The organism is Halosolutus halophilus (genome assembly GCF_022869805.1).
GTDB lineage: Archaea > Halobacteriota > Halobacteria > Halobacteriales > Natrialbaceae > Halosolutus > Halosolutus halophilus.
On sequence record NZ_CP094974.1, the window covers coordinates 4,327,001 to 4,339,789 of the forward strand.

General features: G+C 63.0%; 10 protein-coding genes. 7 read left to right on the forward strand and 3 right to left on the reverse strand.

The genetic code is table 11. The features are described from left to right. The first annotated feature begins 76 nt into the window (after positions 1-76). The gene (locus tag MUG98_RS21305; RefSeq protein WP_265109429.1) at positions 77-1,810 is read left to right on the forward strand and encodes an acetate--CoA ligase; all 1,734 of its coding nucleotides are present in this window, start codon (positions 77-79) and stop codon (positions 1,808-1,810) included. A gap of 87 nt (positions 1,811-1,897) precedes the next feature. Here the strand turns inward: MUG98_RS21305 and MUG98_RS21310 are convergent, their stop codons facing one another. Continuing rightward, positions 1,898-2,806: an amidohydrolase family protein gene (locus MUG98_RS21310; RefSeq protein WP_265109430.1), complete on the reverse strand. Its 909-nt coding sequence runs from the start codon at positions 2,804-2,806 to the stop codon at positions 1,898-1,900. Between the two features lie 145 nt (positions 2,807-2,951). After that, positions 2,952-4,544 carry a DNA-directed DNA polymerase II small subunit gene (locus MUG98_RS21315; RefSeq protein ID WP_265109431.1) on the reverse strand — a complete coding sequence of 531 codons (1,593 nt, stop codon included), beginning with the start codon at positions 4,542-4,544 and terminating at the stop codon, positions 2,952-2,954. A gap of 271 nt (positions 4,545-4,815) precedes the next feature. Here MUG98_RS21315 and MUG98_RS21320 point away from each other — a divergent pair, with 271 nt between their 5' ends. Next, positions 4,816-5,709: a S26 family signal peptidase gene (locus tag MUG98_RS21320; RefSeq protein WP_265109432.1), complete on the forward strand. Its 894-nt coding sequence runs from the start codon at positions 4,816-4,818 to the stop codon at positions 5,707-5,709. 167 nt (positions 5,710-5,876) lie between these two features. On the opposite strand, the gene MUG98_RS21325 is transcribed toward MUG98_RS21320, so the two are convergent. After that, entirely contained in the window at positions 5,877-7,592 is a 1,716-nt protein-coding gene (locus tag MUG98_RS21325) for a Cdc6/Cdc18 family protein (RefSeq protein WP_265109433.1), read from the reverse strand. 1,684 nt (positions 7,593-9,276) lie between these two features. On the opposite strand from MUG98_RS21325, the gene MUG98_RS21330 reads away from it, so the two are divergent. The 5 genes from MUG98_RS21330 to MUG98_RS21345 all read left to right on the forward strand — a co-directional run bounded on the left by MUG98_RS21330 (position 9,277) and on the right by MUG98_RS21345 (position 12,689). Further along, positions 9,277-9,915: an Era-like GTP-binding protein gene (locus MUG98_RS21330; RefSeq protein ID WP_265109434.1), complete on the forward strand. Its 639-nt coding sequence runs from the start codon at positions 9,277-9,279 to the stop codon at positions 9,913-9,915. 6 nt (positions 9,916-9,921) lie between these two features. Beyond that, a complete protein-coding gene (locus tag MUG98_RS21335) occupies positions 9,922-10,323 on the forward strand; it encodes a DUF2073 domain-containing protein (RefSeq protein WP_265109435.1) in 402 nt (133 codons plus the stop codon). Beyond that, positions 10,323-11,255 (forward strand): OapC/ArvC family zinc-ribbon domain-containing protein, encoded by a 933-nt coding sequence (locus MUG98_RS21340; protein WP_265109436.1) that lies wholly within the window; start codon positions 10,323-10,325, stop codon positions 11,253-11,255. Before MUG98_RS21335 ends, MUG98_RS21340 begins: the two co-directional genes overlap by 1 nt. Before the next feature lie 562 nt (positions 11,256-11,817). Continuing rightward, positions 11,818-11,907, forward strand: coding sequence for a hypothetical protein (locus MUG98_RS25605; RefSeq protein WP_425601064.1), 90 nt, complete (start codon positions 11,818-11,820; stop codon positions 11,905-11,907). Beyond that, entirely contained in the window at positions 11,907-12,689 is a 783-nt protein-coding gene (locus MUG98_RS21345; protein ID WP_265109437.1) for a DUF7089 family protein, read from the forward strand. The genes MUG98_RS25605 and MUG98_RS21345 overlap by 1 nt, the downstream gene beginning before the upstream one ends. The last annotated feature ends 100 nt before the right edge of the window (positions 12,690-12,789 follow it).

Sequence of the window (12,789 nt, forward strand, 5' to 3'; positions counted from 1 at the left end):
GCAGATATTTTGTATCCGAATCGGACTCGAAATCATCCGAAGCAATTATTGCTGACAACGGTGCCTCCCGCCGTGTATGGCATCGAACCACAACATGCCCGACTACGAGCAGGTTCGCGAGGGGTTCTCGTGGGAGGACATCTACGGGGCGGCGGACTGGGACGCACCGGACCGGATCAACATCGCGCACGAGGTCTGTGATCGTCACGCAGAGAACAAGGAGAAGGTCGCGCTCTACCAGGTGGGCGAGGAGGGCGAGTTGACGACGCTGACGTTCTGGGAACTGGCCGAACGAACCAGCCGGTTCGCGAACGTGCTCGAATCGCTGGGGATCGAGCGGGGCGATCGGGTGTTCTCGTACATGCCGCGAATCCCGGAGCACTACGTCGCGCTGGTGGGGACGCTCAAGCGCGGTGCCGTCTTCGGCGGGATCAACGAGCGGTTCGGTCCCGACGGGATCTCCTACCGCCTGGACGACTGCGACGCGAAGGCGATCGTCACCACCGCCGAGAACCGCGACACCGTCGCCGACGCGCTCGAGGACGCGCCCGCCGTCGAACACGTCATCGTCGTCAGCGACGACGGGACGGGTATCCGGCGCGGGGACGTCAGCTACCACAGCGAGATGGAGACCGCGAGCCGCGAGTACGAACCGGCCGACACCGGCGGCGAGGACGATGCACTGCTGTACTACACCAGCGGGACGACCGGGCTGGCGAAAGGCGTCCTCCACGAGCACCGGTGGGTCACCGGCGTCGCCACGACCCAGAAGTACGCCGTCGACCTGCAGGAGGGCGATTGCTACTGGTCGACGGGCGACCTCGGCTGGCTGACCGGACCGATCAACACGCTCGGCGCCTGGTTCTGGGGAACCGCGCTGTTCACCTACGAGAGCGAGTTCGACCCCGAGGAGTGGGCCGACCTCCTCGATCGGTTCCCGATCACCGTGCTGTTCTCCGTTCCGACGGCCTACCGCATGCTCCGCGAGCACGAGGACGTCCTCGAGGGAGTATCGCTCGATCTACGGCACGCGCTGTCGATCGGCGAACCGCTCTCGGCGGGCGTCGTCGAGTGGGGCGAGGAGACGCTCGGCGTCACGATCCACGACACTTACGGCCAGACCGAGACGGGGAACATGATCATCAACAACTACCCGACGATGGAGGTCCGGCCGGGGTCGATGGGGAAGCCGCTGCCCGGGATCGAGGCCGCCGTCGTCGATCCGGAGACCGGCGAAGTTCTGGAACCCGGCGAGACGGGCGAGATCGCCCAGCGCGGGGACTACCCCTGCTTCTTCGCGGAGTACTGGGAGAAACCCGAGAAGACCGCGTCGTGTTTCGTCGACGGTCCGGACGGGGGTGAGCAGAGCGATGCGGTGGGATCCACGCCAGACGCGGCGTCTGGCGACGAGTGGTACCTCTCGGGTGACCTCGCCCACACGGACGAAGACGGCTACTTCTGGTTCGAGGGTCGCGCCGACGACGTCATCCTCTCCTCTGGGTACCGGATCGGCCCGTTCGAGGTCGAGAGTTCGCTGGGCGAACACGAGGCCGTCGCCGAGGCCGCCGTCGTTCCGAAACCCCACCGGGAACGGGGCAACATCGTGAAAGCCTACATCGTTCCCAGCGAAGGGGCGACGACGTCCGAAGATCTGAAAGAGGAGATCAGGAATCACGTCCGGGACGAACTCTCGGCCCACGAGTACCCCCGCGAGATCGAGTTCCGCGACGAACTCCCGAAGACGGTCACGGGGAAGATCCGCCGAACGGAGCTCCAGGACGAGGCGGAAGAAGAGAGCGAAACCGCCTGACCTCTCTCCGCGAGCCGATCGGTCCGTGCTTCCGGTACAACCGCGAGAACGGAGCGGGACGACACTTCTCGTCCGTTCACGCGTGTACTACTCGCTCTCGGTTTCGAGCGCAGGCCCCTCCTCGAGTCCCAGGTAATCGATCGCGGTCCGGTAGAAGACGTCCCGCGCCGTCTTCCGGGGCAGGTCGCGAGCCAGCAGTCCGGCCCGCTCCTCGCGGTACGGGTACGGGATGTTCGGAAAGTCGGACCCGTACATGATCGACTCGGAGAGTTCGACGAGGGTCTCGTCGGCGATCGTCGACGGGTCGAATCCCACCGTCTCCTCGGCCGACGCCGACATCGCGACCGTCGTGTCGAGGTAGACGTGCTCGTTGTCCCGCGCGAGGTCGAGGAACGCCTCGACCTCGTAGGTGCCCATGTGCGCACAGCAGATCCGAAGCTCCGGGTAGGAACCGACCAGTTCCGCGAACACGTCCGCGCCGACGTACGGACTGTCCTCGAACATCGGCGCGGTGCCGCCGTGATAGGTGATCGGGCGATCGTACGCCGCCGCGACGTCGAGCGCCGGGGCGAGTCGCGAATCCGCGGGCCGGCACTCCTGGACCGGACAGTGGAACTTCAGGCCTCTCGCGCCCTCCTCGAACGCCTCGCGGACGACGCCCGCGACGTCCTCGTCGTCAGGATGGACCGTCGCGAACGGGACCAGAGAGGACGACGCGTCGGCCTGTTCTACGAGCCACTCGTTCAGGTCGCTCGCGATTCCGGCCTCGTGTGCGTACGGAAGGGCGACGTAGGCGGCGACACCCGCCGAACGAAGGACCGCTTCGATCCCGGTCCGACCGGTCGGCGTCGAGAACTCCCAGCCGGCCTCGGCGCGGAGCGAGCGCTGGATCGCATCGGCGAGCCGTCCGGGGAACAGGTGGGTGTGGGAGTCGATCGCGGGACGAAAAGACGTCTCGCGTGCTTCGGAGGGGTCTCGTTGGTCTGGGGGAGACATATCGATCGGACGGGAGTTGCTAACGAGGTCGCGGGCATTAGCTGTACTGCTAGCAGCGACCAGATATACTGCTGGCAGCGACCAGATATACTGCTGGCAGCGGTCCGACCGCCGGCAGCGGACCGATCGACGTACCAGCGACCCGCTAGCTGAACTTCTGAACCGTCACGTCGAGCGTATCGAGGTCGACGATCGGGGCGAAGCCGGCGTCGGGGTCGATGTTGACGCTCTTCTGGAAGTCGGTCTGTGCCTGCCAGCAGCCGGAGTTGATCGCGAGGACGTTGTGGTACTTTCCGAACCCGAGTTTGTGGACGTGGCCCGTGTGGAAGATGTCGGGCACCTCGTCGATGACGAGGTAGTCCCGTTCTTCGGGTGCGAGACGGGTGTGTCCGCCAAATTGCGGTGCGACGTGGCGTTTCTTCAGGAGCTGGTACATCGCCCTGTGGGGCTCGTCGTAGCTCGCCTTCTCCTCGGGGAGTTCCGCGATGACCTCGTCGAGGCTGACGCCGTGGTACATGAGCACGGAGACGCCCTCGATCGTCACCGTCGACGGGTTGCTCACGATGCGCGGATCGTGGGCCGACATGATCTCCCGGAGTTCCTCGTCGAATCCGGGCTGAGGTTCGGCGAGTCGCACCGCGTCGTGGTTGCCGGGAATCATAACGATCTCGATGTCACCGGGTACCTGTTTCAGCCGCTCGTTGAACGTCTCGTACTGCTCGTAGATGTCGACGATGTCGAGTTCCTCGTCCTGGTCGGGGTAGACCCCGACGCCTTCGACCATGTCACCCGCGAGCAACAGGTACTCCACGCGTTCTCCCGCCTCGGTGTGGAGCCAGTCGGCGAAGCGGTTCCACGCGCCCGCCATGAACTCCTGACTGCCGACGTGGACGTCGCTGATGAGCGCCGCCTGTACGTGGCGATCGGCCGTCGAGGGTTCGTGGGTCCGAGGGATGTCCGGGAACTGCATCGAATCGACGAAGGCAATGCCGGAATCGTCCGCCAGCGTCCCCTCCATCGCGAGCACCTCGTCACAGAGCAGTTCGTCCACGAGGTCGACGTACTCCCGGTCTTTCATTACGAGCCACGGGAACGACCCCGTCGCGTCCTCGAGTTCGATCAGCCAGTGGCCGCTGGCCGTCGATCGGATGTCGTTTACCAGTCCGACCATCGCGACCTCTTCGCCGCCCGGCATCGACTCGATAGCCGTCGCCGGGCGGTGATTGACCCGACTCCGCAGTTTCGAGCCGAGTCGATCGAGACGATCCCGGAAGACCGAGACGAAGTCGCTGTACTCGCCGGTCCCGGTACTCCCCCCGGTCATGTCGTTGCTGATCTCGAGCGATCGGAGGTCGGGATCGACCGATCGGTCGGCCGTCGGGGGAGACCCCCCTGTTTCAACTGGAGCCGACCGGCCCCCGTGCTTCGAATGTGGCGAGGGATCTCCAGTTGAAACGGAGGGGTCGTCCGGCGGGTCACTCGCGACGGATCGGCCCGCGGTGTCGGACGCCTCGACGGATCGATCGGAGGAGGACTCGGATGGCACCTCTGCTTCGAGGGCCGATTCGACGTGGTCGGTCGTGACGACGAGGGCCTCCTCGGAAAGCGACTCGATGACGCGCTCGAGGACGGCCTGCGAATCGTCCGCGGACGCGATCCGCGTCACCGCCTCGCGTTCGGCGTTGTATCCGTGACTGGTGAGTTCGCTGACGATCCGGGCAGGGCCCTCGAGTGGCACACCCCTCGCATTCGTGACCGCGGGGAAAAACGTAGCGAATCCCCGATCGAGTGGAGTAGCGATTATCCTTCGAGGAGGGATCCGAATTCCAATTCGAGCGTGAATCCGGAATCCGACGATCGGTCGAGACGCCGGAATCCGACGATCGGTCGAGACGCTTCGAGACCCCGAACATCGCGCGCACGGTCGCGATCGATCCACAGCGACGGCCGACGACCGACGACCCGGCCGAACAGAAAGTTGATTGCTGGCCCCTGCAAAACGGGGAACGATGAGCGGTCCCGATTTCGGAGACTCCGCCGACGACGGCCACGGTGACGACGATCGAGACGCCAACGCGGACGCGACAAGCACCGGCGAGTCGTCCGACGAGAACGCGGTCTCCATCGAGGACGACGGCGTGATCCGCTGGTTTCTGAAAACCGACGACGGAACCGTCGTCTTCGCCCGCGACGTGGCGAGCAGCGTCGCGATCGTCGCGATCGTCGGCCTCCTGCTGTTCGGTCTCAGCGGGATCTGGCCACCACTCGTCGCCGTCGAGAGCGGGAGCATGGAACCGAACATGGAACGCGGCGACCTCATCTTCGTCGTCGACGACGATCGGTTCGTCGGCGACGATCCCGCCGACGGAACCGGCGTCGTCACGCTCGAGAACGGACAGGAGAGTAACCACGAGAAGTTCGGCAACCCCGGCGACGTCATCGTCTTCAAGCCCGACGGGAGCGATCGCCGGACGCCGATTATCCACCGCGCTCATTTCTGGGTCGAAGACGGAGAGAACTGGGTCGCGACCCAGGCCGACCCAGCGTACCTCAACGGGAACGACTGCGACGACATCAGTACCTGCCCGGCCCCGCACGACGGATTCGTCACGAAAGGCGACGCGAACTACAACTACGACCAGATCGGGATGAATCCGAAATCCAACATCGTCAGGCCCGACTGGGTCTCCGGGAAGGCGATGGTCCGGATCCCGTGGCTCGGCCACGTTCGACTGACCTTCGACACGATTTTCGGCGGGACTGCCACCACGTCACCGACGGTCGTCGGCGCCAGTCCGGACGGACAGGGATCCGCCGCGATAGGTGCACACGCCGTCGGAACGGCGGGCGTCGCAGCAGCCGGTGTTACCGCTGCCGTCGCCGTCACCCGACGACGGTTCTGACGGCGATCCTCGACGATACCGAACACACCCGTTTCTGGTGACTGATCGACATCCGGGTAGCAAAGCCGTTTCTGGCGGAAACACGACATTCGAGTAGCGAGCCGAAACGCGGGTAGCGAGCCGAAACCTGGGTGGCGAACCGAAACGCGGTAGGGAACCGATCTCGATCAGTTCTCGAACCGGGCCTGGACGAACGGCTGGACGTCGTCGATGTCGCTCAGCCGGGAGTCGGACAGCAGGACGGCCTCCGTCTCGTCGAGTGGAACCGAGAGACTGATCTCCTTGGTTCGACCGTACCGGCCCTTCGAGACGACGACCGCGTTCACGATCCCCAGCATGTCGAGTTCGCTGATGAGGTCCGTCACCCGCCGCTGGGTCAGTACGTCGGCGTCGATCTCCTCGCACAGGCGCTTGTAGATGTTGAACACCTCGCCCGTGTTGATGCTGTGGACGCCGTTCTTCTCGAGGAGGATGATCGCGAAGAGGACGAGTTTGCTCTGTGTCGGGAGCGTGCGGACGACCTCGACGACACGATCGAGTTCGATCTTGTCCTGCGCCTGACGGACGTGTTCTTCGACGATAGTCTCCGTCTGTGCACGCTCGGCGAGTTCGCCCGCGGTCCGGAGCAGATCGAGGGCGCGGCGAGCGTCCCCGTGTTCCTGCGCAGCGAAGGCAGCACACAGTGGAATCACGTCGTCCGAGAGTGCGCCCTGCTTGAACGCGACGTCCGATCGGTGCTGGAGAATGTCCCGGAGCTGGTTCGCGTCGTACGGCGGGAAGACGATCTCCTCCTCGCCGAGCGAGGATTTGACGCGGGGGTCGAGGAAATCCGTGAACTTCAGGTCGTTGCTGATCCCGATGATCGAAACCCGGGAGTTCTCGAGTTCGGAGTTCATCCGCGAGAGGTTATAGAGCGTATCGTCGCCGCTCTTCTCGACGAGTTTGTCGATCTCGTCGAGCATGATCACGACTACTCGCTCGTCGTAATCGACGGCGTCGAAGAAGACGCTGTAGACCCGATCGGTCGGCCAGCCGGTCATCGGGACCTCCTCGAACGAGTCCCGATCGGCTTCGAGTTCGTCGATCCGCCCCTCGAGTTCCGCACGCGAAGTAAACGGCGTCGAGGCGAGCGGGTGGTCCGGTGGGAATTCGCCATCGCTGGCTTCGGCGTCGACGATCGACGACCCCCCTGTTTCGACTGGAGAGTCGCCAGACACGGCGTCGGTATCGGTTCCAGTTGAAACCAGATCGCTGGGGTCGTTCGTATCCGATTCGACCGGTTCCTCCGACGCGACGTCCGCGAAGAGATCGGACTGATCGTCTGCCGATCGCACAGGAGACGCGTCCTCGTACTCGTCGAGGTCAGCACGCACCGATTCGAGCGTCTCGATCCGCTCGTCGATGCGCGCTTCGTTTTTTTCGATGAACTTGTTGGCCAGCTGTGCGAGGACCCGATACTGGGTATCGGTCACCTCGCAGTTGATGTACTCGACGTCACACGGGACGCTGTACTTCTTGGAGGTGCTCTCGAGTTCTTTGCTGACGAACTTTGCACTCGCGGTCTTTCCGGTTCCGGTTTTCCCGTAGATGAGGATGTTCGACGGCGTCTCGCCCCGGAGCGCGGCGACGAGGATCGTCGCCATCTTGTTGATCTGATCGCTCCGGTGAGGGAGTTCGTGTGGCGTATATGACGGACGGAGAACTTCCTTGTTCTCGAAGATCGGTTCCCCGCTGAGAAGGTCGTCGAACAGCCCCTGGTTCGACTCGTCCTCGGTAATGTCGGAACTCCCGAAGTCCGTCGAGAACCCGGCCGTCCGCTCGCCCTCGACGGTTACGTCGTCAACGTCTACGTCGTTCCTCGTGGTTTCAGTATCGTCTGACATCCGTCGTACACGTACCCCCTTGTTTCGAGTGGAATGCGGACCCCGGATACAGGAATATCGGGACGTAGATGGCCACTTGAGGCATATCTACTATTCCGCGTCCCCGGCCCGAGTCCAGTTGATGCAAACGAAACAGTGGAAGACCGTAGTATTAAATTCTTCCATTCAGTTCAACGTGTCGACGTCATCGTCAGTCGTGATCGATCCGTACCGGGCCCCAGTTCGACGACGATGACGACCACGGGACCGACGAGGAACTCACCGACCTCGGCAGGGGATCGCACGGAGGTCCGTTTCGGGTCGACGATTCCGTCCGCCGTTTCGTTACTCCCGCCTTCGAATATCAGTCTGACATCGATACTCGTGTTCCAACATCGCGACGGTCGTGCCCTGATCATCGTGACGAATTCGTTCAGCGATAGGGGAATGTGAACGAAACAGATACGGAGTTGAACAGACTGGATGCTCGATCGGAGACTGTGTAACCGACGTGGAGCCACAGGAGTCCATCTCAGTCTGGGCATCGATCGAGCTGGGGCGTCGATCGAGCCGACGAGAATTTCACGACTGCCGACGACTGGGGCCACCGCGATACAGAAGTGGTGTATCGTTCGGGAGACCTGTGGGAAAAGAGTTCTCGACCTGTCTCACGGCGAGACGACCGATCGGATGGTGAGGAGGAACCGATCGAGTGGAGAAGGGAGGCCGGTCGGAGGGAAAGAAGTGACGAAGAAGACGTACGACGAAAAAGACGCACTGATAAGCCACGGCAATGCTAGTGTTGTTCATTCTAGTATCCTAATACAACGTGTCACCTAGCCCCCCACCCCTTCGTTTCAGGTGGAACGCTCCGAAGGAGGGGTGGTGGGGGGAGGGGATCTAGAACGGGAAGCTTTATGATGGTAGACCAGAAACAGCATCCGCAATCCTAGCAAAAACAAATATTTACTAGGAGAGTGGTGGTTTATTGCTAGATTCTACTAGATCTACTGTCTTCCAGCCGCTTCTGTTACTAGATCCTGCTCTTCACCGCGATTCTCCCCGTAGCGGGTCTGGCGAACGGACTCGAGCCGAAACGAAGGGTGTCCTACTCGTCCCGGCCACGCAGAACCGCTCGTCGGGAGGGGTCCACTCGACTCTCTCCAGTTGAAACGAAGGGGTGGGGGTGTTCTGATCCGCAGTGGTCGACCCGGATCGATCGACCCCTGTATCATTCATCATGGGGATCGTTCACCACGGCACCGTACTCGGTACAGCGAATCATCCACTCGGGCAATTACAAGAGAGTCTGATCGCCGGGATCGCGTGGCTCCTGCAACGTGCGTTCTCGGATCGATTCCCCGCCGAAAGCGTTTCTGGAACCCCTCGAAGGTCACCGTTCTCGAGTCTCCCGGTGACTCACGATCCGTGCTCACCCCGACGACCGCATTCCTCGCGTCCAGCGATCGGTTCGTTCTGTCGCGATAGCCGAGGTTCAGTGCGCGTGGCCTGGAATCCGACGATCCAATCGTTGCGGGATCTGAAAGCTAACGATCCGATCGTTGCGAGACCTTACATTCACCCTGTAATTCTCTATTAAATCGCATTCACTGCTGTAAGACAGTACACATGTCTGACGTAGGCTTAAGTGAATTCAGTCAGTAGTACGCGCAGATGCACCCCGCGGTGCTGGAGGTCCCCAAGGATGGGATTGTTCACAGAACTCAAAGATAGTATCTCTCGGGTGACGGAGCGCCTGTTCTCCGAACAGGAACCGAAACGAATCGGCATCTATGGACCGCCAAATGCCGGCAAAACGACGCTCGCGAACCGCATCGCACGCGACTGGACAGGCGACGCGATCGGGACGGAAAGTCGCGTGCCACACGAAACCCGGCGCGCACGTCGGAAGGAGGGCATCGAGATCGAACGGGACGGCAAGACGGTGACGATCGACATCGTCGACACGCCGGGTGTGACGACGAAAGTCGACTACGAGGAGTTCATGGACGACATGGAGGAGGACGACGCCATCCGCCGATCGCGCGAGGCCACCGAGGGTGTCGCCGAGGCGATGCACTGGCTGCGCGAGGACGTCGATGGCGTCATCTACGTCCTGGATAGCGCGGTGGATCCGATCACCCAGGTCAACACGATGCTCATCGGGATCATCGAATCCCGCGATCTGCCGGTCCTCATCTTCGCGAACAAGATCGACCTCGACGAGTCGAGCGTCAAGCGGATCGAGGACGCGTTCCCGCAGCACACGACCGTCCCGCTCTCCGCGAAGGAGGGCGACAACATGGACGAAGTGTACGACAGCATCGCGGAGTACTTCGGGTGAGCAGGCATGCCAAAAGCAACCAATACGGACGATCTGGACGGTCCCGACGGCGTCCAGATCGATCTCATCAGCAGTGAGCGCATGGACGGGATGGCGACCATGGAGAAGATCCGAATGATCCTAGACGGGGTCCACGAGGGTAACATCGTCATCCTCGAGGAGGGGTTGACCCCCGACGAGGAGAGCAGACTCATCGAAGTGACGATGTCCGAAATTAGCCCCGACGAGTTCAACGGGATCGAAATCGAAACGTACCCCAAATCGGAGACCCGCGACTCGTCGCTGCTCGGGCGGCTCATTGGCTCGGGGGGATCGACGGCGAAACTGACGGTGATCGGTCCGGCAAACCAGATCAAAACGCTACACAAGGACGAAACGCTCATCAGCGCGCTCGTGTCCCGAAACTAATGCCACACGAATGCACGAACTGCGGCCACATGTTTCCCGACGGTTCGAAAGAGATGCTCTCCGGCTGTCCCGACTGCGGGGGGAACAAGTTCCAGTTCGCACCGAACGCGACGGCCGCACGGGGATCGTCCGAACGGGCCGGAAACGCCGGTACGACCGATCGGCCCCGGTCGACCGAACGGGCCGGACCTGACGCCGGTTCCGAAGACGCGGACGGCGTCGCGACTCGGGCGGCGGAGACAGTTCGTGATCTGGTATCCTCCGACTCGTCGGACGCCGCCCGATCGGGGACGGAGCGTACGGACGGTCCCACCGACGCCAGCGGGTCGTGGCCCACCACGGACACCGGGTCGTCGGTCGCCGGTGACACCGACCCGAACACCAATTCGTCCGGCGCGGAAGAGTTCTCGGAGTGGCCGGACACGGCACGTCGGCCCGAAGACCGATCGTCCCGTACCGAAACGTCGGATTCGTCGGTCACGGATCCCTCGGCGCCCGCCGATCGCTCAGCGTCCGCGGATCCGTCGCTGTCCGCCGAGTCGACTTCGTTTGCGGACGACGAAGACACGGCACAGGCGGACGCCCGAAGCGAAGTCGTCAGCCGGGACGACCTCCCGTCGGACTCGGTCCACTCGGGCAACGGGACGTCAGGAGGCGAGTCGGACCGCCCATCCCGGTCGGCGGACGACGAGGACGCGCCGCCGGATCACGGCCGCGTCGTCAGCGAACCGTCGGCCGATCGCCCGTCGATCGAAGACCTACGCGAGGAACTCAATGAACAGTTCGAGAGCATCAAGATCCTCAATCCCGGCCAGTACGAACTCAATCTCATGGAACTGTACAACCGCGAGGAGTACATTATTTCGCTGCAGGAGGACGGCCGATACGTCATCGACGTCCCGGACTCGTGGCGCGGTGGCGACTCCGAGTGAACGCCCCACCGCGGAGCCGATGCCGCCGCCACAGCCCGATACCGCCGCCACAGCAATTTTCCGACCGCACAGTTTCGACTGGAGCAACCGTTACCTATGGAGAATCGAACGACTACAGTAGAATATCACTTCCAGGTGAAACGGTGGATCGCGTTCCGCCGCGGATCGGATCACGTTCCGTCGCGGGACGGACCACGTCCGGTCCCTGACGCCGTCGTGTGACTCGACCCAACTGGTCTCGGCTCGACCGGACGCGAACGATCGACTCGACCGGACGCGAACGATCGACTCGACCGGACGCGAACGATCGACTCGACCGGACGCGAACGATCGACTCGACTGGACCGAACAACTCACTTCGCGCGCGGCCCTAATTTACGTCGACCGGTCCTGATCCACCTCGATCGGCCCGCCCCATCTCTCGGCCGGACCGATTACTGCAACGACGGAGTCAGGTCCCTTACCGACCAGTGCCGATCGGACGGCACGGTCGTCTCCCGGGCAGGGGGCGATTTCGACCGAGACAGGTGGATTTAAGCGACGTGGCCGACAGCCACCGAGTATGAGCACTGCAACCAAGGTCGTCCTCGGTACGGTGGCTGCATCGGCACTGCTATCGGTCCTGATCATCTTCCAGACCGTCTTCGTCTGATGTTCGAAACCCGGCCGCTTTCGAATCGGCTCGAAGCGGTCCGCGCGGAGCACGCACCCGATGTGCAGGTCGTCGACTGTTCGAGAGACTTCGAGACCCTCCCGCCAGCGCAGGCAGAGGACCTCGGGTTGCTCGCGGACGCGCTCGATCCCGCGAGCTATCCCGCCGAGTGGCTTCCGGACGACGCGCCCACGCTCCTGTCCCGCTATGCGAGTTCGGATTTCACGATCGGGATGCCGGGCGACGGGAGCGTCGTCTGGACGCGCCAGACCGAACCCCCGACGATCATCGTCAAACCGCGGGTCGAGGGATCGCCCGAATTGTTCGTCGAGTTCCTGATCGCGGAAGCGATCGTCGAACTGGCCCTCGGGGTACCCGAACACTTCCTCGGGTTCTTCGAGGACGACAATCACGCCCTCGCCCGAGCGGTCGAACTCGATCCCGGCGGCACCTACCAGGTCGCCGCGGCGCTGTTCGACGGCTGGGTTGGCCTCCAGAGCCGCGACGTCTTCGCCGACTGGCACGGCGACCACCCGGAACTCGCCGCCGCGTGGCAGGACGCGGGAACCCGGCTCGAGGATCGCGTCGCCGACCTCCCGCGGGCGGTTGCTCGCGGCGACACCGAGTTCGCCGACGCGACCGAACTCGCCTGTGCGGCGATCAAGCACGCGATCGAGTTACCGGCCCCGTTCGCTGCGCTCGACACCGAGGCCTACCGGGATCACGGACCCGATTACGCGATCCGGTGGGCAGAGAAGACCTTCGACTCCCTGGCGGAGTGATCGGTGTCGATCGTCAGTATCGGATCAGTGCCGTTCGGCGATACCGGTTCGTTGTCGTTCGGCGATACTGGTTCGTCGATACCGCGCCGTTGCTGGGGTT